Here is a 23,452-nt window from a genome sequence, read left to right on the forward strand (position 1 = left end):
CTATAAATGTGATTAGTTGGGCTAACCTGAAAAGGGGCCACCATATAGATAACATTGGGCGAAGGCGGAGGGTTCGTTGAGTCAATGTATTCAGAAACCTGAAGGTCAATAGTCTACCGCCAGCAGTACGCTATTTGGGAGATAGTTTATTGCACCGTGATACTGCCTGAATATCGTTTATGTTGATTATATACTGTCATCCCTAATACTTTCCATTCGAGCGTGCCATCTATCAGATACGTTAATTGTTCTGCTTTTATACCGACCAATAGGGCTTCTGGCTCCCAAACGTAGCCACCTACAAAACCCGTCAAGGACGAATAGGCTTCCGTAGGCAGTAATTTCTTAGTGATTTTTTCTCGTCCGAATTGAATAGCCAAACTGGTTGTCGTTGTCCACGTCTGGTCGAGGGTAATATGGGCATACTTCGACGTAAGGGTTTCTACAGCTTGTTTGTTGGCGAAATTCCACTTTTTTACCGTAGAGCTGTTCGCATTAGTTTCATTGTTCGAATCACTGGCAAGAGATAGTAGACCAAATATAAAAACTACTGACGCTAAAAAGCCCAAATTAGCCTGGATGAGTTTTGCTGCTCGAAAGCAAATGCTAACGAATATAAGAAAAAGCGCCAGATTCAGTAAAGCCCAGAATAAATAGAGCATGATGCATCATTTGTCACAAAACCAGTTGAATGTAACGAATTTATGCATTCTCTAAGTTAGAGCGTTTCAGTATGGCCTACAAAAATTGCAATGGGCTCATGAACTACCCGCGGGTAATTCATGAGCCCATTGCTGATGACAATCAATAGTTATTTCCGACTACCGTTCCGGCTACTGCTATGACCCGAATGTCCATGACCTCCGCGCTCATCTGCAAGTTCTTTTTTGCTCATGCCCTGCATTGAATGATCATCCTCTTCTCCTTGCTTACTCTTATTGGCATTGGTCATTTCACGTTCACCATTAGGACGATTTTTGCTTGTATCGTGTGCCTGCTGATTGCGGGTTCGCTCCGCATTGGGCTGCAAGTCGTTGGAGCCTGGCTGGTTTGTTGTTTTATGATTAGCCATAACGTTAGTATATTTTGTTGTAGAGTATTAACCATTGCTAGAGAAGTTTGTTAAAAAGCAGAAGGGCTTCTCGATCGAGAAGCCCTTCTGCTTTTTAACAAACTTCAGAAAGTTAGTAGCCTGGGTTCTGTTTCAGAATGTCCTTGCCCTGATAGTCGATCTGGGTTTGCGGAATTGGCATATATTCATCCTTGCTCGCCGTGAACTTAGCACCAGAATAGGCCGTTGGCAGCAGCTTGCTTTCGTAGGTGATGAAATTATTTAACACCGTTGAAGCGACACCCCAACGAACCAGATCATAGAAACGGTGACCTTCGCCCGAAAGCTCCAGTTTACGCTCAAACTGAACCGCCGTCCGTGCAGCTGCTTTATCAGCAAAAGCTGTGTAATTGCTGATAACGTAGTTGGCAGCTGGTTTGCCACCTTGAATTACGAAACCAGCTGGATTTGCAGCCCGTGTTCGAACCATATTCACGTACTTAAGTGCTGTATCTAGGCTACCTACTTCAATTTCGCATTCTGCCGCCATCAACAGCACGTCTGCATACCGAATGATGTTGTAGTTGATCGCTGAATAGCCATCCGTCCAGGAGCTACCATCCGTCAAGGTTTTATCCTGCGATTTGTAGAACACAAATTTCTTTGGTGAATAAGGGCCAGCAAAGCTCTGGTCACGAATCCAGTCAAGACCTGGGTGCGGCTGCCAGTCTAAATACTGAATACCCCGGCGGCCCAACGACCAGTCTAAGCGAGGATCAACAGGACCAGCATCTGGCGTAAACGGATCGCTTGACTTAATGCCTTGGTCGTTTTTCAACTGATTAGCGCCTGTATTGTACGAACCATCGAGCAAAGGAAGTCCTTTCGCATCAACACGGAAGGAGTTAGCCAGTTCAAAGCTAGGAGCAAAGAAACCGCAGCAACCGGCAGGGCCATTCGAACCTGTGTTATATGGGAAGTTCAGTACCAGATCAGGGTTAGCGTTATCTGAGCTACCTGTATTAGCAGCTGCTTGGATAGCAAATACCGATTCAGAACCATTATCCTTGGCAGCATTGAAGTTGTCAGAATAATTATCGAGCAGGGCATATTTTTTACCATCCGACGTAGTACCGCTAGAAATTACCTGATCGAACAGAGCTTTTGCTTCGGTATATTTCTTCTGATACAGGTATGTTTTTGCCAGATAAGCGGCAGCCGCCCATTTGTTAGCACGGCCAACCGCCGATTGCGTAGCAGGCAGGTTATCCTGAGCAAATTTGAAGTCAGCTTCGATCTTTGCCCAGATATCAGCACTATTTGTGACTTTTTCAATGCCTGTCCCATAATCGACTGTTTCGTCAATAAAAGGAACCATATTAAAAGCACGCTTCAGCTCAAAGTAATAATGGCCACGTAGAAAACGTGCTTCAGCCGTAAGGCGGGTTTTATCAGCCGCTGTTACGTCCGAACTGGCTGAAGTTAATGCCCGAAGAACACTGTTCGTACGAGAAATACCTTCGTACATGGCGTTCCACTTTGCGTTTACTTCACCACTGCTGGGAAGTAATTGATATGTCTCATAGGGGGTTAGGGCGTTAAAGTCGCCAGAGTTAGAGCCTTTATTTGCATCGCCACCCGAGACACTACCACGTACCCAGTTGAAAGAACTGGCTGATTGAGAAAAACCACGAGCATTTAATTGCGCATAGGCACCAATCAGCAATCCGTCGAGCCCCGCCTTTGAGGTCAACTGAGCGCTGGACAGCTGGCCTGTAGCCGGTACTTCCAGAAATTTGTCTTTACAGGCAAACGTACCCATGACCAGCATGGCCGTAGCTATCGTTCCCTTTGTAATCAGATTTTTCATAGTGCAATTAGCCTAAGAAATGAGATGATATGAGTCTTTTTATTGGCAGGATGTTCTGATTGCTCATAAAACATCCCGCCTTATCAAAATTTAGAAACCAAAGCTTAAACCAACGTTATAAGCCCGAGTAATAGGATAGTTCCCAATATCGATCCCAAAATTGGTATCAGCTGATCCACCTACAGACGGATCTAAGCCCGTATATTTTGTGATAGTGAACAAGTTTGTTGCCGAAACAGATACTCTCAAACGGCTCAAATTAACCCGGTTCAACATTACGGCTGGGAAAGTATAGCCTAAGTTTAAGTATTGCATCCGAGCGTAAGAACCATCTTCAACGTAATAGGAGTTAGCTTGGGTATTAGTGCTGAAGTTCGATGCACTTTCGAAGATAGGCACAGTCGTATTGGTATGTGTAGGCAACCACGAATCTTTCACCCGTGTCCCCATGGCAGCGCCTGTAAATGATGGATAGAAATCAGTAAACCAACGTTGGTTGTTAAAAATTTTACCACCTAGTGCTGCATACAAGTTCGTGTTCAGATCGAAGCCTTTATACTTAAGAGTCAAGGTGATACTACCCGTAAACTTTGGAATTGGGCTGCCTAAGTATTGACGATCTGCATCGTCAATTTTATTATCACCATTCGTATCAGCATACCGGAAACGACCTGGACCTGCACCGCTTTGGGTAGGAGCAGCTGTCACCTCTTCTTTGCTATTAAATAAGCCAATGACTTTGTAGCCGTAGAATGAGGAGAGAGCATGGCCAGGTTCGTTACGAACAGCGGATGTGCTCAAACGCGTACCACCACCTGTAAAATAAGGAACGCCCGGAGCTAAGGCCACAATTTCATTCTTAAGGAAGCTACCAATACCAGTTATTTCGTATTCCAGTCCTTCAGATATTGTTCCCCGATTTACGAGTGTAATATCAATACCTTGGTTGCGCATACTGGCAACGTTAGTAAATGGTGCATTCGAGCGCACACCAACCACACCAGGAAGGCTCAACTGAAAGAGCAGATCTTTGGTATCTCTCTGCCAGAGGTCAAGCCCAACTTCTAATTTATTGTTGAAGAGTGTTGCATCAATACCAAAGTTGGTCGTCACACTGCTTTCCCACTTGGCAGCAGGGTTACCAATCTGACTCCGGAAAAAGCCCGATGAAATGGCATTGTTGGTGCCGCTAATATCGTAACCTTGTCCTGCACCACCGCCGTATAAATTATATTGGTTATTAGGGTTCAGACCGTTAGAATTACCCATAACTCCGTATCCTCCCCGAATTTTCAGATCTGATACCCAAGGCAGGTTTTTCATGAACTCTTCGCCGGAAACACGCCATGCCGCCGATACAGCCGGGAATACACCAGACCGGTTTGCTGCAGCAAACTTAGAGGAAGCATCACGCCGGATAACACCGGTTATAATGTATTTGTCATTGTACGTATAACGTAGCTGGGCAAACAATGAATAGAACTTACTACCCAAGCCATATCCACTATTAACCTGACGAGTAGCACCCGGTGTTGTTGTACTAATAGTAACGTAGTTTGGATCGGTCGAGAATGGATTTTGACCAGAACCATTGACATTACGCCCAAGCCCTTCATTCAGCGCTTCAATACCACCCAGTGCGAAAACATCATGTTGACCAAACTTTTGCTTGAACGTAGCTGTATTCGTAAACGTCCAGGCTAAACCATAGCCCGCCCCTTCGCTGTACGTATATGTCGTGTTATTCTCAGAGTTTTCATACTGAACACGACCGTAGCCATTAAAGTAGTTTGTGAAATAGTTGCCACCAATGCTACTCCGTAACGTCAATGACGGAAGAAGGTCATACTCCAGATAGGCATTACCAAATCCTATAATGTTGAAGTTACTGTCATTCGCTCTTGCCTGACGGTCAGCAACCGGGTTACGTGGGTTGTTGAAACCAGGGGCTGCTGTACCAGCATATCCGCCGAAGGAGTTGTAAACCGGAATAATTGGCGGCATACGGAAGGCCGACAGGACTTCATTTTCGTCAGAAGCCGCTGTTGAGTTATTATTAGCAGCATTACCAAACAAATTACCTACTCCACCAAGTATACCCTTGGTTTTGATGTATGCTAACTGGAAATTTTCGCCAAATCTGAGCTTCTTAGTGATATCGAACTCTGTATTAGCCCGGAGTGTATACCGGGAATATTCATTATAAGTTACGATACCTGACTGCTGTTGCATACCCAGAGCTACATAGAACCGGCTCGTTTCTGTTCCACCAGAGAAACCGATATTGTGGCGCATCAGGGGAGCTGTACGAGTAATTTCCTTGTACCAGTTGGTGCCTGCTCTGTTAGAGGGAATTACGTTGTAAATAGCGCCATTGGCTGGATTAACATTGTATTTTAGTGCTTCGGCCGCCAAATCAACTTGTGAAGCAGATAATCCCGAGCGACTTCCTACTAGCAGATAATCAGGTAGAGTAGGGGTTGCACCTGACCCATATTGCCCACCGGCAAGACCGTTAAAGTCATTGGTTGGATATGTGCCTTGATAGATGTCGTTCTTACGTGCCTGCCATGTCCAATCAGCCTGTTCCTGCGGAGTTAGAATTGGAAGACTTTTACCTGGGTCAGTTGCTCCGTACAGACCGTCGTAGCTAACACTTAGCTTTTGCGCCCGGCGTTGTCCTTTCTTGGTTGTGTAGACAATAACGCCTGATGCCGCCCGAGCACCATAAATGGAAGCCGCAGCCGCATCTTTCAGGACGGTTGTACTTTCAATATCATCTGGCGCCAGCCATTGGATATTTTGAGTCGGTACTCCATCAACCACATACAGGGGCTGGTTACCATTAAGTGATCCAAAACCCCGCACTCGAATCTGGCTACTTGTGCCAGGCTGCCCATTTGTGATTACTGTAACACCAGAGACACGGCCCTGCAGTTGTTGTTCAACGTTTGACGAAGGAACAATTTTTAATTGTGCTGGCTTTACGGTAGATACGGCACCCGTTACGTCCCGACGGTTTTCCGTCGAGTACCCTGTTACGACAACTTCACTCAGGGCAGTGGCGTCGTCTTCCATTGTTACGTCGACTGTTGTACGATTGCCGACATTGATTTCCTGAGTTTTGAAACCGATTGCAGAAATAACCAAAACAGGACTGTTTCCCCGGATATTAATGGCGTAGTTGCCGCTGGCATCAGAGGAGGTCCCTGTTTGAGTTCCTTTTAGTACGATGTTGGCCCCAGGAACTGGACCATCAGCGCCAGTAATTTTACCCGTCACACGACGGTCCTGAGCAGAAGCACTTAGGCTCCACAGTAATAATACTGTGCCCAGTAAAGCGGTCTGCAGAAGCCTGTAGAACGATGCTTTCATGAAGATTAGGTTGGTTTAAAAATTGGTAAAACGTATCAATATTATACTCCAGAAATTATATTTCAAAGAGAAATCTTCCTAAAGGTGCATAGGTCATATAGACAAAGGATTAATTATTCCTTTAAAAGTTATATATAATAAAAGGGTAATACGTAATTATGTGCTTGATTATCAAGAATTTATTTAATCTTTATTTAATCTTTAACAGAATTTAATTATATTCTACTTAGCATTTTTTATAAAGAATTAAAAAAGAATAAGTAATTATAACATTGCTTTTAAATCGAATGCACACGAATTATTACTATTTACGACAGCTTGCACCGGCTCTTAAATCTTACTTAATAAGTAATTTAAATGGCCCCTCAAATTCACCGGAAGCCACTTATTCAGGCCTGCGGTTTATGGAGTGCTTTAGTCAGGATCGGGATGAAGTTGTGCTTGTTTTCGCCCAGGCAAGGGGTAAAAATAACTACTATAAACCGTTCTATATTAAAGCTACTCTACGGCCAGACTTCTCGGGCTTATTGTTTCCGGATAAAGTTCAGCGGGCACGAAGTAACAGCGTCGATTTGTTTCAGACATTGACCGGCCCTGCTGGCGAAGAGCGAGCTGTTATTGATGTACGATCATTCCTGAACGAGCGGTGTTTGGCCATTATACTGGAAGGTGGTTTCTCGTTATTGTTCAAATTTTTCGGAAATCGTCCTAATCTGCTAGCCTTTCGGGGGAACCATGTAACTGAGCTGTTTAATCAGCAGTTATTGACAGATCGTCAACTCCTGTTCGATTCGTTTGATCGACCTATTGACCAATCTTATGAAGCTTATGAACGAGCTGGTTTCGATTACCGAAAATTGTTCCCAACCTTTGGGAAAGTGGTTAATAACTGGCTTGAAGACCGATTTGCCGAGAATCGACAGCTGTCTGCAAAGGACAAATGGGCTATTATACAGGACGTATTAAGGCAGCTTGAACAGCCACGGTATTATCTGACACGGTTGGATCATAAGCTAACTCTCAGTTTGTTACCCATTGGCCATATCGTGCAGGAGTTTGCTGATCCAATTGAAGCAACCAATCGTTTTTTCGTTTCGTTTAATAGTCTCAGTACGTTCGAGCACGAAAAAGCAAACTGGTTCAGGATCTTTGAAAAACGACAAAAACGGGCAAAAGCGCAGATTGAAGCCAGTATGGAACGGCTTATAGCGCGTGAAGAAGGGCCTAGTCATGAAGAAATGGGGCATATCCTGATGGCGAACCTGCATGAAATCCCTCAATTGCCTGGTCAACAATCGCCTGAACGGTTAACCCTATACGATTTTTATCGCGATCAGCCTGTTACGTTAAAACTTAAACCGGATTTGAATCCTCAGAAGAATGCCGAGAATTTCTATCGAAAAGCTAAAAACGAAAAGCTTGAGGAACAGTATTTAACGGATCAGATCGCAACCCGCGAAGCCGAGCTGGAACGTATTGATCAGCATAAAACAAATCTGGAAACTATCCGCACGCTAAAAGACTTACGACGCTACGTCAAACAGCATAACTTATCCAGTGAGCGTACTGACGGAGGAGCAGGTTCTGTCAGTGGTGGATTGGATCAATTATTTAAAGAAGTGACGGTTGATTCCTTTCGTATTCTAATCGGTCGAAATGCGAAGAATAATGACTTGCTTACGCAAAAATATGCTTACAAAGATGACCTGTGGCTTCACGCACGTGATGTTTCCGGCTCGCATGTTATTGTGAAATATCAGGCCGGAAAAGCATTCCCCAAAAATGTAATTGAACGTGCGGCTGAACTGGCGGCCTGGTACTCGAAGCGTAGGACCGATAGTTTATGCCCGGTTATTGTTACACCGAAAAAATTCGTTCGTAAACCTAAAGGACTGGCAGAGGGGCAAGTTATCGTTGAAAAAGAAGACGTAGTGTTAGTTACACCGAAAGGGGAGTAATTTACTATCCATCGATAAATGAGCGCTTTATTGTAGTAACACCACTCGACTTTGTTTTCCTGTCTGCGTTTCTATGGTAACGGTATATTGACCCCTTGCTAAGCCCCGCAGGCTCATCGTGCGGGTGTGCGGACCCGTAACCAGAGTTGGTTCGTTTACGGTTCGAACCTGCTGACCGAGCAGGTTAGTTAAAGACAACGTAACGGGACTGGCTGATGATAAGCTAAAATTGACGCTCAGGGTCTCGCTTGCCGGATTAGGATATATCCGCAAATCAATCGGAGTAGGTTCTGATAAGCCTGTAACAACCGTTGTCGATTCTACCGTTTTCAAAATCCAGTTGTTTGGGTCGACTACGACGCCGGTTACGCTTCCTCGGGCAGGCAACGTAAACGTCTGATCGGCCTGATTGTTTAGTACTGTTATGATTGTATCACCGGAAGCCGACTGAACCCACATTTGTACAGGCATGGTAAACGAGGCCGGATTGCTGGAGACCGTGTTACGTTGTTCTAATCGAACGGTCACAGCTGTTGCCGAAGTTGCGCTCGTAATCGTAGTCCGATACGTAGGATAGCCTTCTCCATAAATCCACTGTTTAAAGAATGGGTCAAGATTTCGGCCGGAAACCTGTTGGGCAATAGCCTGAAAATCTTCCGTAACCGCTGTTTGATAAGCCACCGTTGGTGAAGCGGCATACGTACGCATGATCCGATAAAACGTACTGTCGCCCACAATGCCCCGAAGCATATGTAGTACTGTTGCTCCTTTTGCATAAGTCCGACTGCTACTGAAAATATTGGCAAAATTTGTAATGTCCTGCACATAGATTGAACCACGGGCACTTCGGGCGCTAGACATAAAACTATTTATGGTCGCAGTATACCCTGACTGACCATTGACGGCTTCGGTATAAACGGCTTCGGCATAGGAGGCAAATCCTTCATTGAGCCAGATATTTTGCCAGTTGCGACAGGTGATTTTGTCGCCAAACCACTGGTGCGCCAGTTCGTGGGCAATAACGTTGGGCGTTAGTGCAGCGGCTTCCATCGAACTGATTGTCTGGTGTTCCATACCGCCATTCCCCTGACCAATCTGCGCATGGCCGTATTTTTCACGTAGAAACGGGTACGGTCCAAAACGATCCGTAAAGACTTGCAAAATTCTGGGAGTAAGGTCAAGGTTAGTACGTACTCGGGTAGTATTTCGGGGTAGATGTAATGGGTTATTGGCAAGGTTTGATTGCTATACGTAAACGGAGTATCATACTGTTCGTAATTCGATAAAGCAACTGAAATCAGATATTGCGCAATGGGGTAGCTGTTTTTCCAATGATACGTTCGTGTTCCGTCAGGATTATCTGTTTTGCTTACCAGCGTTCCGTTGGATACGGAAACGAATTGAGCAGGCGCTGTGATTTTTACCGATGAGGAGTCGGCCTTATCGGCGGGCGTATCTCGGCAGGGAAACCAGTCTGGAGAGCCATATGGCTCGCTCAAACTCCAGATGGCGGGGTCCGTTGTGCTCTCGTGTCGGCTGAACCGAAAACTGCCCAGGTCGCGACTGTTCGGTACGCCCTGATAAAATACGGTTAGCGTCAATGCCTGTCCGAGAGCTAGTGGTTGTGCGGGCGTAATGGTTAAGCGGTTTTGTGCGTGTTGGAATGGTAACTTTTGCGAACCGGCTTTAACAGAATCGACACGTAATCCTTCGCCAGTAGTAGCTGTAGTTGAGTTGAGGTCCAGAAAAAAACTGCCCAGATTATTCAATGTGCTTTTGAGTGAGATCGTAGCAGCCCCGCGCAAGCTGGCGGGAGTATGAGTCAGGCGCAAATCCAGACCGTAATACGTAACATCTATCGATGAATCACCGGGGTAAGCCATCCGGGCTTTGGTGCTGGTGGCCAAACGACCAAAGTAACGTACTTTACCAGCCTGACAAAATTGTCCACCGTCAGGGGCAACCTGAGCATGAGCCAGAAAAGGCAACAAAAATAAAAGGTAAAGGCAGCGCATTCGGTAATCGGGTATAAAATCTGAGAACGCTACACGATACGTATAGTCGCTTCTGTTGCGATAAAAACGCTCGAATACCCAAAAAGTTATTGGCCGGAGGGAAGTTGCGCGGGTGCCGAAGGCTGCTCTTCTGCTTTTGCTTTAAGGGCTTCCAATTGCCGCTGTTCAGCTTCGGGCAATTGAAGTTGCCAACCCATCGAATTGGCCAGTTGATACATCATGTACTGAATCTGGTTGTTGGCAATTTTAGGCAGATCACTCTGTAAGGCCCGTTCATTCATGGCCTGCTTCGCTTCATCCAGAATCTGGGTGTAATCGTCGCCACTGAAGTGATTCAGAATGCCCGCCTGAATGTCATAAAATTTGTAATTCGTATCGATAGACAGTACTTCCGGCTGAGGGAAAGCGTCAATGATTAATTTTTTTTCACCATTGTCAGGTGCCCGGAAACGCACTTTAGCAAAATCGAATCCTACCAGCACTTTTGACTTGGCAATGACCATGGCTTTTTTAGGATCATTCAGTACGTATAAAATCTTTTTCTGATCCTGATAATTGTATATCTCTGAAAAGTATCCCTCGGCCATCACGACTTTAAATACCTTTTCGATTCGTTCCAGCAACAGCACCGAGTCGCGCTGCACATTCGTTATACCGCTTCGTTTGCGGAGCGCATTTGCCAGAGCAACACCTCCGCCGGCCCCAACAAGTAACAGTAGTACGGTGGTCAGAAAATCCATAGGGGGTAAATGTATGATGAATAATGTATAATGAAAAATGTACAATGAGCCAGGGAGCTACAGTCCCATTGTCCATTGTACATTTTTCATTGCCACTACCTGATAAGCGCTACTTTGCGTAGGCAACCGCTCTCATCTCCCGAATAACGGTTACTTTGATCTGACCGGGGTATTGCATTTCTTTCTCGATTTTCTGCGAAATTTCGTACGAAAGCACACCCGCCCGTTCGTCGGAAACATGATCGGCATCAACCATAATCCGAAGTTCGCGCCCGGCCTGAATTGCGTAGCATTTCGTAACGCCCGGGAAATTACCGGCTAGTTCTTCCAGTTCTTTTAGCCGCTTGATGTACGACTCCATCATTTCGCGCCGGGCACCCGGACGTGACCCGGATACGGCATCGCACACCTGAACGATGGGCGAAATCATGCTCGTCATTTCGATTTCGTCGTGGTGGGCGCCAATGGCGTTAATTACTTCCGGATTTTCCTTGTATTTCTTAGCCAGCTCCATCCCCAGAATAGCATGGGGTAACTCAGCCTCTTCGGGCCATACTTTACCAATATCGTGGAGCAAGCCAGCTCGTTTCGCCAATTTGGCATTCAACCCAAGCTCAGCGGCCATTGTGGCACAGAGTTTAGCCACCTCGCGTGAGTGTTGAAGCAAGTTTTGGCCGTAGCTTGACCGGAAACGCATCCGTCCGACCATTTTTATCAGTTCGGGATGGAGCCCGTGGATACCCAAATCAATAACGGTACGTTCGCCGATTTCAACGATTTCGTCCTCGATATTCTTACGGGTTTTTGCAACCACCTCTTCAATCCGGGCTGGGTGAATACGGCCATCCTGCACAAGTCGATGGAGGGAAAGGCGAGCTATTTCTCGACGAACGGGGTCAAAACCCGAAATAATAATGGCTTCGGGGGTATCGTCGACAATGATCTCAACACCCGTAGCTGCTTCAAGTGCCCGGATGTTACGTCCTTCCCGGCCAATGACTTTACCTTTTACGTCGTCGGATTCAATATTGAAAACAGAGACACAGTTTTCGATGGCGTGTTCGGTGGCGGTCCGCTGGATTGTTTCGATAACCACCTTTTTCGCTTCTTTGGTGGCGGTTAACTTCGCTTCTTCAACAATATTTTTGATAAACGAAGAGGCCCTTGTTTCGGCTTCCGCCTTCAGGGTTTCGATCAACTGATCGCGGGCCTGGTCAGCGGAGAGACCGGCGATTTTTTCAAGTTGAGCAACCTGCTCCGACAGCATCCGGTCAGCTTCCTGTTGACGCCGGTCAACGTCTTCCCGACGTTTATTGAGCGCATCGACCTGCTGAGCAAGGGCGTTTTTCTGCTGATTAAGTTCGTTACGTTGCTGGTTGAGCTCGTTTTCGCGGTTGCGTTGCTGGTCGGCCTGTTGGTTTAATTGTTGCTCCCGCTGCTTGAGTTTACTTTCGTTCTGAAGAAGTAGATTTCGTTTCTGATTGGTTGTTTCTTCGAATTCTGATTTCAGCCTTAGATATTTCTCTTTGGCTTCAAGCATTCTATCTTTTTTAATCGTTTCGGCCTGCAATTCCGCATTTTTAAGGATGGATGCAGCCTTCTCTTCCGCTTCTTTCTCGTGCTTTGCACGAACACCTGCCATCATCTGGCGGCCAATTAATATGCCAATACCACCTCCTGCGAGCGTAGTAAGAATCGTTAACCAAACTGGAATGTCCATTGGACTATATCGTTAGGGTTGAAAAAATATACCATCAACCTGCTGCGATACGAGCGCCCTGAACGCCAACTCGGGAGTTTTATTTGCGATCTATGATTTCGTATTTATGATCTTTATTGACTGGTTATCAATTGGTTGAAGAATCGTAAATCATATATCAAAAATCGTAAATAGTATAACGCGGGTGTTGCCTGACCATTATTTATAGTGGAATGGCCGGCGAAACGACCTGATCTAACTGAGTTATTTTGTCAAATACCGTTTGTTGCAACCGCTGCATTTTTTGTTCTCCTCTGATTTTGGTGATCAAACAGTCGAAAGCGACCATCGCTAAGGCATCCTGCGTATCGCTGATGCCCGCATCCCGGTATTGCTTGAGCTGTTCCTGAATCAACTTACCGACTTCGCGCACGATGGCTTCCGATTCCGACTCTACACGTAATGGGTAGGTTCGGTCGGCGATTTTCAGGCGAATTGATAATTCTTCCATCGCTGCAGTCGGCTCAGACTGGATCTGAATCCTGGAGCCAATTTGGGTTTATGACAAACTACTCAAGTGAGCAATGCACCGTTCTAATTCCCGGATATACTCGTCGAGTTGTTGTTTTAATTCAGCATTCGTATCTGTATCAGACGGGTTGTCTTTTACAATTATACCAAGTTCTTTTGAAATTGGTGTGTTTTTTCCCGGAATAACATGTTTTTTTTGAAGTTCGTTGAGTTCTGTTTCCTTTTCCTGAAGTTTATTTTGTAACGTATCGTTCCTTTCTTCCAACAGCTTTACCCGCTTCTGCGCTGTATCGCATGCGTTTTTAAGAAGCTTAATTTTATGCTCAAGCCGCTCAATTAGTGCAATAATTTGGTGTTCGCTAACCACGGTTTTCAGTGAGTGAAATCGGACCGCCAAAGCAAAAGAGTGATTACCGCATCAGGTTGCGTTAATTCACTCGTTCACTCATTCGGTTATTATTTACGAATTACGGCGCCTAGTTCCTGCTCGAAAGCCGTCATTAGTCGCTGCATGGTTTTATCAATTGTTACGTCGGTAAGCGTCTGGGTTGAATCCTGTAACATAAAACTTACCGAATAGGCCTTCTTCTCCAGCCCCAAATTTTCGCCTTCATACACGTCAAAGACGTTTATAGTGCGTAATAATTTGCGCTCTGTTTGTCGTGCCAACCGACTAATTTGCTCAAAGGTAATCCCTTTATCCAGTACCAGCGATAAATCGCGCCGGACTTCTGGAAACCGGGAGACTTCTTCATAGCGAGTTTTGCTGTTGGCGAGTTTCAGGAGCATTTGCCAGTCGAAATCAGCATAAAATACGGGTTGTTTGAGGTCAACTAGTTTTGTCAATCTGGGCTGGACCAGGCCAAGACTCACCAACGGTTTTTTATTGACCAGAAAAGTTAATCCATATTGAAACAGCTGGGTATCCGCTGGTTGTGTATCAAATGATTTGATGCGGAAGAGGTTCAGTATGCGCTGTACGGCCGTTGCCAGATCGTGGTAAGCCACAGCTTGCCCCTTCTGAAGCCAGCTTTCAGCTTCCTGATTGCCGACCATCGATAAGCTCAACCGTGCCTGTTCGACGTATTTGCTACTGCCGTCTTCGAGTTTTACTTTATGATAGATTTTTCCTAACTCAAAAAATTTCAGGTCTTTCTGTCGACGATTCAGGTTGTACGTCAGGGTTTCGAGGGCGGAGAACAACAATGTCTGGCGCATTACAGATAACTCTTCGCTGAGTGGATTCAGCAGCGTTACGTCGTCTCCAACCAACGTTTCCCGAATGGCGTCATTGTAAGCTGGACGTGTAAGCGACAGGGTCAGGATTTCATAAAACCCATTGGCGGCCAGCAATTGCCCGACCCGGCCCTGCCATTGATCCGGATCGGTTTTCGGAAATTCCGATAACGAGTCAGCAGCCAGCGTAACCGATAACGGAACATTATCCAGGCCGTAAATGCGCAGGATTTCTTCAATCACATCGGCTTCCCGCGTTACGTCGACACGGTAGGGAGGGACAATGGCCAGAAAGCCTTCAGAGCTTTGTTCCTCTGCCTGAATATCCAGGTCGTTCAGAATCCGTATAATCTCAGCCCGATCAATTTGAATGCCGATCAACCGATCAATATTGCGGTAGCGTACGGGTACGCGAAATGGCTCGACCGGGTTGGGGTAGAGGTCGGTAATACCGGAGCTGATTTCTCCGCCAGCAACCTGCTGTATCAGTAAAGCCGCCCGTTTTAACGCGAATACGGGCATGTTGGGATCAGTGCCTCGCTCAAACCGGAACGAAGCATCAGTTTTCAGGCCGTGGTGCTGGGCTGTTTTTCGAACAGAGGTCGCCGAAAAATAGGCTGACTCCAGAAAAATACGGGTGGTTTGAGCCGACACCCCTGAATTTTGCCCTCCGAATACGCCTGCAATACACATCGGTTTTTCAGCATCGCAGATCATCAGATCGGTAGCCGTAAGTTTCCGCTCAATACCATCAAGCGTGATAAAGGGTGTGCCCTCAGATACCGTTTTAACGATGACTTTGCCTCCCGCGATTTTATCGGCATCGAAGGCATGGAGCGGTTGGCCAAGATCGTAACAAACGAAATTTGTTACGTCTACAATGTTGTTAATAGGCTTTAAACCAACACTTACGAGCCGTTGCTTCAACCAGGCGGGTGATTCGCCTACCGTCAGCCCGGTAATGGTCAGCCCGGTGTAGCGCGGACAATCCTTAGGGTCTTCTACCTGTACATCAAGTGTGAAACTGGTGTTGTTGACCACAAACGCTTCAACGGATGGCATCCGTAGTGGACGCTTCAAAGCCGCTTTTAAGTCGCGGGCGGTGCCGAAGTGCGAGGCAGCATCGATTCGATTGGGTGTCAGGCCAATTGCAATCTGATAGTCGTCTTCAAGGTTGAAATAGCGTGCAGCCGGCGTGCCATTGGGTAACTGAGCTGCCGGGCCGTTGGGGTCCAGTACGATAATTCCGGCATGAGAGGTACCTAATCCAAGTTCGTCTTCGGCGCAGATCATACCTTCTGAAGCTGCTCCGCGAATTTTGGCTTTTTTGATCTGGAACGGCTCACCCGAAGTCGGATGTAAGGTTGCGCCCACCAGAGCCACCACAACTTTCTGACCAGCCGCTACGTTGGGTGCACCACAAACGATGGACAGTGGTTGACCACTGCCAACATCTACCGTAGTCAAGCTTAATTTATCAGCATCCGGATGTTTGGTGCAGGTTAGTACTTCGCCGATAACGACGCCTTCTAACCCGCCCGGAATAGCCTCGATTTTTTCGATTCCTTCTACTTCCAGCCCCGTTGAGGTTAAAACCTTGCCAACTTCTTCAGGGGATTCAGATAAGTCAATGAACTCTTGTAACCATTTATAGGAAACTTCCATACAGCGGCAAAAAACAGATAATTGCCACAAAGTTAGAGAATTGGTGAATTGGCTAGTTGATCAATCGGGATATTAGAGTCAAAAAAACTCTGTACGCTCGAAAGCCCTTACTCCTGTTTTGTGTATTTCTCGCCCGCTTTCACGGCAATAGGCAGGGTATTTTCGGCCGGAGGAATCGGGCAGGCATAGGTCGGATTATAGGCGCAGTAGGGATTATAGGCCGTATTGAAGTCAATGATAGCGTGGTTGTCGGTCAGCTGGTCAGGGTCTAGTTCGATATAGCGCCCCCCTCCATACGTTTCCTTGTTCGAAGTGGCATCCCGAAACAAAATTGAATACGTATTCCCAAGTTTTACGATAAGCAACCGGCAAGCCTCTCCATTCAGGCTAAAAACAGCGTGCGCAAATTTGTCGTAGACTTCTTCGCTGCCGTCGCTCATCCGGACAACAAGCTTCTGAGTCTTGTCGGCAAATGGCTCTAACCGGGCTTTTACGCGGTAGGCTGGATCAGGTTTAAAATAAATCAGCCCTTTGAAAGCCGTTTTGTCGGTGATGGGGGATTGCGAATCGGTTTGCAGGAAATTATCTTTCTTTTTTCGCTGCTCGTCAACCTGTTGTCTGTACGTTTCCGGGTTAATTGACTCGTCCAGCCCATCCGCCGACGTCATGTTGCCGCCGTCGAAAAATGTGTAGTATAATACGATCAGGGCAAGCAGGAATAATCCGGTTAGAAAAAATCGATTCTTTATCATAATCGAAACATACGTAATAAGTGATTAGTGTAACAACATTAACGAATGCTGATGGGATTTACCCGACAGGGCTAAAAGGCAAATTTTACTACGTTTTCCTTAAAAACAGAAATTGACCACAGTAGCGGCAAAATTTCTGCCTGTAGTTCTGCTCTCCACTATAGGCCGACTTGTTAATAATGTCGCTTTTACGAACTAATGGTTTATTTATACTTTTAAGGCCCGATGACTCTTATTGGCTTAAAGCAATTGAATGAGCTATATCTTGAAAGAACAATTACTGAATGATTCCTTTTCTTGACTTAAAACGTATTAACGAACCTTATTCTGAAGCCATTCAGCAGGCTGTACAGCGTGTTGCTACGTCAGGATGGTACATCTTGGGTCAGGAGGTTGAATCGTTTGAGCGCCAGTTTGCCACGTACTGTCAGGTAAAACACTGTATAGGAGTTGCCAACGGTCTGGATGCGCTCACACTTGTATTGAAAGCTTGGGATTTTCCAACTGGTTGTGAGGTAATTGTGGCTTCGAACGCTTATATCGCGTCAATATTGAGTATCAGCCACGCTGGTCTTACGCCGGTATTTGTCGAACCCGGCAGCCGGACGTATCTGCTCGATCCCGCTAGAATTGAAGCAGCTATTACGTCGCGGACCAAAGCAATTCTTGCAGTTCATCTTTACGGGCACTGCTGCGATATGGAACCAATTAATGCCTTGGCGCAGCGATACGGTTTGCGCGTACTTGAAGATGCAGCTCAGGCACATGGAGCTATCTATAAAGGAAAACGGGCTGGTGCTCTCGGCCATGCGGCTGGCTGGAGTTTTTATCCAAGCAAAAATCTTGGTGCATTGGGTGATGCAGGTGCCATTACGACCGATGATGATGAATTGGCCAGTCGATTACGTGCTTTGCGAAATTATGGCTCGGCGCAGAAATACCTTAATCAGTACGCAGGCTATAATAGCCGTCTGGATGCAATACAGGCGGCTGTTCTATCAGTCAAGTTGACCCAGCTTGATGTGACGAATGACCGGCGAAGGGCGATAGCGCTACGTTATCTGACAACTATTACTAATCCTGATATAATATTGCCTCCGTCCGATCAGATTGAGCAGGATGTCTGGCACCTGTTTGTAATTCGACACCCCAAACGTAACGCGCTGAGGGATTATTTACAGAAGCAGGGCATAGGAACTGACATCCACTACCCAGTGCCGCCCCATCGGCAGGAAGCTTATGCTCATCTTGCCAATCAGTCATTTCCTATCTCGGAGCAATTGCATCAGGAAGTTGTCAGTCTGCCCCTAAATCCGACTATAACCGATGAGGAGGTTGACTACGTGATCGAAACGATTAATTCAATGGGCAACAAATGGCAGGATCAACAAGGTCGAAAAACGGAACGTGTGGTTTGAATTGAACTATATAGGAAGTGCCGAACCCCCTTTGCGCGTTCGCTGTTTACCATAATCGATAGCCGTCGTTCCACTGACGACGGCTATCGATTATCAACTATCGACTTACTATGTTTACTGGAATTGTTGAAAATACGGGTCTTGTTGCTGCGATCGAGGCAGAGGGCACAAACCTGACGTTTACGATTGAATCACCGCTGTCTTCTGAATTGAAAATTGATCAGAGTTTGAGCCACAATGGCGTTTGTTTAACAGTTACCAGCGTTGCCGATGGTAGTTATACCGTAACAGCCGTTGATGAAACCTTACAAAAGAGTAATCTTGGTCAGCTTGCGATTGGTGACCGGGTTAATCTTGAACGTTGCATGTCGGCTAATGGCCGTTTTGATGGGCACGTTGTTCAGGGCCATGTTGACCAGACCGCTATCTGTACCAGCGTGCAGGATTTGAATGGCAGCTGGCTCTTCGATTTTCAATACGATGTCGATACAGATGTCAGCCCTGAAAACCGGAATATTACGGTTGAAAAAGGATCTATTTGTATCAATGGAGTGAGTTTGACCGTTTTTAACTCGGAGCCTGATCGCTTCCGGGTAGCGATTATTCCGTATACCTACGAGCACACCAACTTCCGCGATTTGAAAGCAGGGGATATAGTCAATCTGGAGTTCGATATTCTCGGAAAGTATATTAAAAAAATACTGGCGGGGTATCGGTAGCCGTAGGCAAACCGTTAATTTTACCGGATAAATGAATAATACAGTTTATTATCATTAGGTTGACTGTCCACACGCTGTTAAAAATCTGATGACTTTCTATGTCAATGGATGACTTTTTTACAAACGAATGACTAAAATCAGCACCCGCTCCTTATTTGATCTGCTGATTCAAATTGGCATTATCCTTGCCCTGGTTGCCGCCTTATTTCTGGCCTTTTTCTTTATTTATTTGCCATTTACGACAAACCACGGTCAGACAATTACGGTACCCGATTTAAAAGATTTAAGTGTCGATGAGATGCAGAATCTGCTGGATGACCGTAACCTTCGATACGAAGTCAGTGATTGTACCTATGTGTCTGGCAAACAGCCATTAACGGTTTTGCAGCAGTATCCACGGCCTAATTCAAAGGTGAAGGAAGATCGTAAGATCTACGTAACGATTATCCGGCGCATACCCCCAATGGTACCCATGCCGCAACTGGTTAATCTGACGTTTCAGAGTGCCAAACTCAACCTGAGGTCACTGGGGCTGGAAATGGGCGAGCAAAAGTATGTGCCTGATGTAGCCAAAAATGCCGTGCTTCACCAGCTCTACAACGGAAAAGAAATTGCCCCCGGCACGCAGGTGCCGAAAGGCGCAAAAATTGACCTCGAAATTGGCGATGGCTTAGGCAGCACCATGTTTGAGGTCCCGAACGTAGTTGGTTTGATGGTGGATGAAGCCGAAGCGGCTATCCGTGGGTCGAATCTTAAAGTTGGCACTAAAATTTCCGTTGCCGACCCCGAGAAAGAAGTTGGTACAGTTGTTCGGCAACATCCGGAGGCTCGCCCCGGCGAACGTATTCGTGTTGGCGAAACGATGGATTTGTGGGTTGTTGGGCCGGTAGAGTCTGATCAGTAAATTGCTTTCGGCACAACGTTACATGAACACTACTTTCCTTCGTAACTCATTGTTCCCTTCCAGTATCCAACGGCTTCTGACGGCTTTTGCGTTTGTTTGGCTTACGTTTGTCTGTCGGATAGCCGTAGCTCAAACAACACTGCGACTACCGTTTTTTGAGGATTTTTCAACCGCTTCCGGCCGGCCCGGCATTGACCGACCCGACCCCGCCCTCTGGCAACCGGGCAGTGGGGTATATATCAATAATACGATGGCTATTAACCAGCCTACAGTCAACGTAGCCTCCTTTGATGGGCTGATGGCTAATGGGCGGCCGTATGTTCTGAACAATCCGCTGTCACAGGGTTATACTGATACGCTGGCTTCATTACCAATTAATCTGGCCGGGTTATCGGCAGTTGATTCTGTCTATATCAGCTTCTATTGGCAAGCCAAAGGATTGGGCGAATTGCCTGACCCCGGCGACTCGCTGAGTTTTCAACAGGCCGATTCGCTTACGCTTCAGTTTCTGGATCGTTCGGGAACCTGGAAAACCGTCTGGGCCGTGGCTGGGGGTGTTGTCAACAATAATTTTTTCCAGGTATTTGTGCCTATCCGAAATGCCAATTATTTCCATGCCGGGTTTGCTTTTCGGTTTCGTTCTTTCGGTCGGGAGTCAGGGCCGTTTGACACATGGCATGTCGATTATATTTACCTCAACCGTGGGCGTTCTGTCAACGATCGATTTGTGAAGGACGTAGCAATGCGGCAGGCAGTCAGCCCTTTTTTGAAGCGCTACACGGCTATGCCACTGGCCCAATACGTAGTAAACCCGGCTGGCGAAACGGCAGATTCAATTATAACAGACAGTAATAATCTGTTCAATAATTTTAACTTCACTACCTTCCGTTTTACCGTGCGGGATGAGGTGTCTGGTCGCCTTGTTCAGAATGACCCCCAAACGAGTTCGGTTTTGATTCCATCGCTTAGCTCGCAACGTAAATCAGCGAAACCGGCTCCCGTAACAGGATTCGGTTCGGCCACAAGGGCCATGCTACGGTACAAATTCGACCTGCAGACCACGGATGACCAGAATCCTTCAATTCCGGGTATAAACCTCCGTCGAAATGATACTATTTCGGCAGTAGCCGCGCTGGATAACTACTACGCCTATGACGACGGTACATGGGAGTATGCGCAGCAGATTCGTCAGCGCGAACAAATTGCAGTCCGGTTTGTACTGAATAAACCCGATGCTATTAGGGGTGTGAAGGCTTGTATTGTGCCGTTTACGACCAATCAGACGGGGCAGTCGTTCGTCATTAATGTATACAGCAACAATGCTGGTCGACCCGGCACGGTTCTGTATCGCCAATCGTTTACAACCCAATACCCTGCTAACCGGAATGGATTTGTTGATTTCACGTTTTCCAAAAATGTTTCCGTAAAGGACACGTTCTACGTTGGCTACCAGCAAATCAGCAGCGCTGATACGACTTATCTTCGACTGGGATTCGATAAAGGCAGCCCGTTTGGATCACAAATTTTTTACAATGGTGGATCGAACTGGCAACAAAACCTTTCGTCGCCATCGCTGAATGTTCAGGGAGCCTTCATGTTACGTCCTATAATGGGCGGTACACCCGATACAGTTGTCACAGCAACACCTGAGCCTGAGCCACTTGCTTTGCTTCAGGTTTATCCAAATCCAACATCGGGGCTGATTCGCTGGGACGAAACGCGCGTAATGCAGATAGACGTACTGAGTAGTAGTGGCCGAATCCTGCTCTCACTTGAACCCACACGGGGTCAGCAATCGTTAGATTTGAGCCATCTGTCTGATGGATTCTATTTAATCCGGCTTGTCGCCGATCAGCGAACGGCCGTGCAAAAAATTATTATTCAACACTAACTACTGTCGATAACCGTCAGCCGCTGGTAATTGCTACATTAACTTTGTTGCTACAACGTACTAATTATCGACACACTATTAACTATGGATATTACCGTACAGGAGCTGAAAGAGCGGCTCGACAAAGGGGAAAAACTCAATCTGATCGATGTTCGTGAGCCAAATGAATACGAAGACGATAATATTGGCGCTACGCTTATTCCGCTAGGTGATTTACAGTATCGTATGGATGAGCTGGATGGCCTGCAGGATGAAGAGGTGATTGTTCACTGCCGGTCAGGGAAGCGGAGTGCCATGGCTCAGCAAATGCTGGAAGAAAACGGCTTCAATAACGTACGTAATGTGATTGGGGGTATGCTCGCTTACCGGGCACAATAGCCAATCTGTATAGCGGTATGATGTGCCGCGTATCCGGCACATCATACCGCTATATAATCAAGTATCTTTTCCGCTTCCTGTGGCCCGAACCACTGATAATTGCTTTGGTTACGAAACCAGGTCATTTGCCGTTTGGCATACCGTCGGGAGTTACGTTTGAGCAGACGTACCATCTCTTCGTAGTCGTATTCACCACCCAGATACGGAAACACCTCCTGGTAACCAACTGTTTGTAAGGCCGCTAAATGCCGATAGGGGAGCAGTGAGCGCACTTCATCGACTAGGCCAGCAGCAAGCATGGCATCCATACGCGCGTCGATGCGGACATATAATTCGTCCCGCGGCCGTTCGAGAGATACCAGTACGGGCCGAAACGGCCGTTGGGCGGTATGCTGCCGTCGAAATGAAGAATAGGGCCGTCCTGACGCGAGGCATACTTCCAGAGCCCGCGTTACCCGAACTGGATTCTGCAAATCGGCCGACAGCGCATAGTCGGGGTCGAGTTGACGTAATTCATGCTGAAGAACAGTCAGCCCTTCCTGTTGTAACCGGACAAACAAGTGCTCACGAAGCGCCGGTTCAACGGCTGGAATATCGTCAAGGCCGAAACACACAGCGTTGATATACAGGCCAGTACCGCCTGATAAAATCACTACGTCCTGTTTCTGGAATAATTCGTCTAGCAGAGCGAGGCATTCGCGTTCATAACGCCCGGCATTGACAGGGTCCAGTATGGAGTGAGAATCAATAAAGTGATGCCGGACTCCACCCATCTCCGCTCGAGAAGGCTTGGCCGTACCGATGGTCAATTCACGATAAAGCTGCCGAGAATCAGCCGAAACAACGTCGGTTTGGAGACGTTGGGCTAACTGAACACACAACGCCGTTTTTCCGACGGCAGTTGGTCCGGCAACAACAAGCAGTGTTTTCAATTAATAACAGACTTTAATTCTAATAACCATAAATTATAACGTATATGCATCTGTACTTTTCCGGGATAATTTATCAAGCTAAAATTCACTATCCGGGATATTATTTATACGTACACGTTCCTAGAACATAAAGGTAAAAGAGTCTGTAAACAAAAAGTGAAATAAGCAGCACTTAATTCCCTGCTTATTGTTGAGAACATACAGTGTAAATCAAAAATTTTAGGGCTTGATTAATAAATAGTTATACGAGAGGATTGTATCCCCTAACATATGAAAAATTTAGGCTAGCTTCAGATTAGTTATAAATATTTTATATTT

19 protein-coding genes are annotated in these 23,452 nt (G+C 46.4%); 6 read left to right on the top strand and 13 right to left on the bottom strand.

Annotated elements, in window-relative coordinates; translation table 11 throughout:
* Window positions 1-146: 146 nt before the first annotated feature.
* The 4 genes from LN737_RS07915 to LN737_RS07930 all read right to left on the bottom strand — a co-directional run bounded on the left by LN737_RS07915 (window position 147) and on the right by LN737_RS07930 (window position 6,296).
* A complete protein-coding gene (locus LN737_RS07915; protein WP_405517734.1) occupies window positions 147-662 on the bottom strand; it encodes a hypothetical protein in 516 nt (171 codons plus the stop codon).
* Window positions 663-811: 149 nt separating this feature from the next.
* Window positions 812-1,072, bottom strand: coding sequence for a hypothetical protein (locus tag LN737_RS07920; protein WP_405517736.1), 261 nt, complete (start codon window positions 1,070-1,072; stop codon window positions 812-814).
* A 112-nt stretch (window positions 1,073-1,184) separates the two neighbouring features.
* Entirely contained in the window at window positions 1,185-2,921 is a 1,737-nt protein-coding gene (locus LN737_RS07925) for a RagB/SusD family nutrient uptake outer membrane protein (RefSeq protein WP_405517738.1), read from the bottom strand.
* A gap of 90 nt (window positions 2,922-3,011) precedes the next feature.
* Window positions 3,012-6,296, bottom strand: a complete 3,285-nt coding sequence (locus tag LN737_RS07930; protein ID WP_405517740.1) for a TonB-dependent receptor — start codon at window positions 6,294-6,296, stop codon at window positions 3,012-3,014.
* A 404-nt stretch (window positions 6,297-6,700) separates the two neighbouring features.
* Between LN737_RS07930 and LN737_RS07935 the strand changes: the two genes are divergently transcribed.
* Window positions 6,701-8,254, top strand: coding sequence for an NFACT RNA binding domain-containing protein (locus LN737_RS07935; RefSeq protein ID WP_405517742.1), 1,554 nt, complete (start codon window positions 6,701-6,703; stop codon window positions 8,252-8,254).
* 27 nt (window positions 8,255-8,281) lie between these two features.
* Here the strand turns inward: LN737_RS07935 and LN737_RS07940 are convergent, their stop codons facing one another.
* From LN737_RS07940 to LN737_RS07975, 8 genes are all read right to left on the bottom strand, one after another.
* On the bottom strand, window positions 8,282-9,328 hold the full coding sequence (locus LN737_RS07940) for a M1 family aminopeptidase (protein ID WP_405520344.1): 1,047 nt from the start codon (window positions 9,326-9,328) through the stop codon (window positions 8,282-8,284).
* Window positions 9,286-10,269 (bottom strand): hypothetical protein, encoded by a 984-nt coding sequence (locus LN737_RS07945; RefSeq protein ID WP_405517744.1) that lies wholly within the window; start codon window positions 10,267-10,269, stop codon window positions 9,286-9,288. The genes LN737_RS07940 and LN737_RS07945 overlap by 43 nt, the downstream gene beginning before the upstream one ends.
* Before the next feature lie 86 nt (window positions 10,270-10,355).
* Window positions 10,356-11,009 carry a DUF4230 domain-containing protein gene (locus LN737_RS07950; protein ID WP_405517745.1) on the bottom strand — a complete coding sequence of 218 codons (654 nt, stop codon included), beginning with the start codon at window positions 11,007-11,009 and terminating at the stop codon, window positions 10,356-10,358.
* A 109-nt stretch (window positions 11,010-11,118) separates the two neighbouring features.
* Entirely contained in the window at window positions 11,119-12,729 is a 1,611-nt protein-coding gene (gene rny / locus LN737_RS07955) for a ribonuclease Y (RefSeq protein WP_405517747.1), read from the bottom strand.
* A 202-nt stretch (window positions 12,730-12,931) separates the two neighbouring features.
* Window positions 12,932-13,219: a cell division protein ZapA gene (locus tag LN737_RS07960; protein WP_405517749.1), complete on the bottom strand. Its 288-nt coding sequence runs from the start codon at window positions 13,217-13,219 to the stop codon at window positions 12,932-12,934.
* A gap of 48 nt (window positions 13,220-13,267) precedes the next feature.
* On the bottom strand, window positions 13,268-13,606 hold the full coding sequence (locus LN737_RS07965) for a hypothetical protein (protein WP_405517750.1): 339 nt from the start codon (window positions 13,604-13,606) through the stop codon (window positions 13,268-13,270).
* Between the two features lie 89 nt (window positions 13,607-13,695).
* On the bottom strand, window positions 13,696-16,140 hold the full coding sequence (pheT, locus tag LN737_RS07970) for a phenylalanine--tRNA ligase subunit beta (RefSeq protein ID WP_405517753.1): 2,445 nt from the start codon (window positions 16,138-16,140) through the stop codon (window positions 13,696-13,698).
* A 107-nt stretch (window positions 16,141-16,247) separates the two neighbouring features.
* Window positions 16,248-16,892: a DUF1684 domain-containing protein gene (locus LN737_RS07975; protein WP_405517755.1), complete on the bottom strand. Its 645-nt coding sequence runs from the start codon at window positions 16,890-16,892 to the stop codon at window positions 16,248-16,250.
* Between the two features lie 284 nt (window positions 16,893-17,176).
* On the opposite strand from LN737_RS07975, the gene LN737_RS07980 reads away from it, so the two are divergent.
* The 5 genes from LN737_RS07980 to LN737_RS08000 all read left to right on the top strand — a co-directional run bounded on the left by LN737_RS07980 (window position 17,177) and on the right by LN737_RS08000 (window position 22,202).
* The gene (locus LN737_RS07980) at window positions 17,177-18,310 is read left to right on the top strand and encodes a DegT/DnrJ/EryC1/StrS aminotransferase family protein (protein ID WP_405517756.1); all 1,134 of its coding nucleotides are present in this window, start codon (window positions 17,177-17,179) and stop codon (window positions 18,308-18,310) included.
* A gap of 110 nt (window positions 18,311-18,420) precedes the next feature.
* Window positions 18,421-19,029 carry a riboflavin synthase gene (locus LN737_RS07985; protein ID WP_405517757.1) on the top strand — a complete coding sequence of 203 codons (609 nt, stop codon included), beginning with the start codon at window positions 18,421-18,423 and terminating at the stop codon, window positions 19,027-19,029.
* A 127-nt stretch (window positions 19,030-19,156) separates the two neighbouring features.
* The gene (locus LN737_RS07990) at window positions 19,157-19,933 is read left to right on the top strand and encodes a PASTA domain-containing protein (protein WP_405517759.1); all 777 of its coding nucleotides are present in this window, start codon (window positions 19,157-19,159) and stop codon (window positions 19,931-19,933) included.
* A gap of 22 nt (window positions 19,934-19,955) precedes the next feature.
* Complete coding sequence (locus tag LN737_RS07995; RefSeq protein WP_405517760.1) at window positions 19,956-21,824, top strand: T9SS type A sorting domain-containing protein; 1,869 nt, start codon at window positions 19,956-19,958, stop codon at window positions 21,822-21,824.
* Window positions 21,825-21,908: 84 nt separating this feature from the next.
* A complete protein-coding gene (locus LN737_RS08000) occupies window positions 21,909-22,202 on the top strand; it encodes a rhodanese-like domain-containing protein (protein WP_405517762.1) in 294 nt (97 codons plus the stop codon).
* A gap of 41 nt (window positions 22,203-22,243) precedes the next feature.
* Here the strand turns inward: LN737_RS08000 and miaA are convergent, their stop codons facing one another.
* Window positions 22,244-23,134 (bottom strand): tRNA (adenosine(37)-N6)-dimethylallyltransferase MiaA, encoded by an 891-nt coding sequence (gene miaA / locus LN737_RS08005; protein WP_405517764.1) that lies wholly within the window; start codon window positions 23,132-23,134, stop codon window positions 22,244-22,246.
* Window positions 23,135-23,452: the final 318 nt, after the last annotated feature.

Origin of the sequence: Spirosoma sp. KNUC1025 (genome assembly GCF_045160025.1) — a bacterium.
Lineage (GTDB): Bacteria > Bacteroidota > Bacteroidia > Cytophagales > Spirosomataceae > Spirosoma.

Excerpts from the sequence above, each read along its gene's own strand:
- LN737_RS07990 (WP_405517759.1), top strand. The coding sequence starts at position 19,157 with ATGACTAAAATCAGCACCCGCTCCTTATTTGATCTGCTGATTCAAATT.
- pheT (WP_405517753.1), bottom strand. The coding sequence starts at position 16,140 with ATGGAAGTTTCCTATAAATGGTTACAAGAGTTCATTGACTTATCTGAA.
- LN737_RS07995 (WP_405517760.1), top strand. The coding sequence starts at position 19,956 with ATGAACACTACTTTCCTTCGTAACTCATTGTTCCCTTCCAGTATCCAA.
- LN737_RS07985 (WP_405517757.1), top strand. The coding sequence starts at position 18,421 with ATGTTTACTGGAATTGTTGAAAATACGGGTCTTGTTGCTGCGATCGAG.
- LN737_RS07945 (WP_405517744.1), bottom strand. The coding sequence starts at position 10,269 with ATGCGCTGCCTTTACCTTTTATTTTTGTTGCCTTTTCTGGCTCATGCT.
- LN737_RS08000 (WP_405517762.1), top strand. The coding sequence starts at position 21,909 with ATGGATATTACCGTACAGGAGCTGAAAGAGCGGCTCGACAAAGGGGAA.
- LN737_RS07940 (WP_405520344.1), bottom strand. The coding sequence starts at position 9,328 with ATGGAACACCAGACAATCAGTTCGATGGAAGCCGCTGCACTAACGCCC.
- LN737_RS07960 (WP_405517749.1), bottom strand. The coding sequence starts at position 13,219 with ATGGAAGAATTATCAATTCGCCTGAAAATCGCCGACCGAACCTACCCA.
- LN737_RS07935 (WP_405517742.1), top strand. The coding sequence starts at position 6,701 with ATGGAGTGCTTTAGTCAGGATCGGGATGAAGTTGTGCTTGTTTTCGCC.
- rny (WP_405517747.1), bottom strand. The coding sequence starts at position 12,729 with ATGGACATTCCAGTTTGGTTAACGATTCTTACTACGCTCGCAGGAGGT.
- LN737_RS07920 (WP_405517736.1), bottom strand. The coding sequence starts at position 1,072 with ATGGCTAATCATAAAACAACAAACCAGCCAGGCTCCAACGACTTGCAG.
- LN737_RS07980 (WP_405517756.1), top strand. The coding sequence starts at position 17,177 with ATGATTCCTTTTCTTGACTTAAAACGTATTAACGAACCTTATTCTGAA.
- LN737_RS07950 (WP_405517745.1), bottom strand. The coding sequence starts at position 11,009 with ATGGATTTTCTGACCACCGTACTACTGTTACTTGTTGGGGCCGGCGGA.
- LN737_RS07975 (WP_405517755.1), bottom strand. The coding sequence starts at position 16,892 with ATGATAAAGAATCGATTTTTTCTAACCGGATTATTCCTGCTTGCCCTG.
- LN737_RS07925 (WP_405517738.1), bottom strand. The coding sequence starts at position 2,921 with ATGAAAAATCTGATTACAAAGGGAACGATAGCTACGGCCATGCTGGTC.
- LN737_RS07930 (WP_405517740.1), bottom strand. The coding sequence starts at position 6,296 with ATGAAAGCATCGTTCTACAGGCTTCTGCAGACCGCTTTACTGGGCACA.
- LN737_RS07915 (WP_405517734.1), bottom strand. The coding sequence starts at position 662 with ATGCTCTATTTATTCTGGGCTTTACTGAATCTGGCGCTTTTTCTTATA.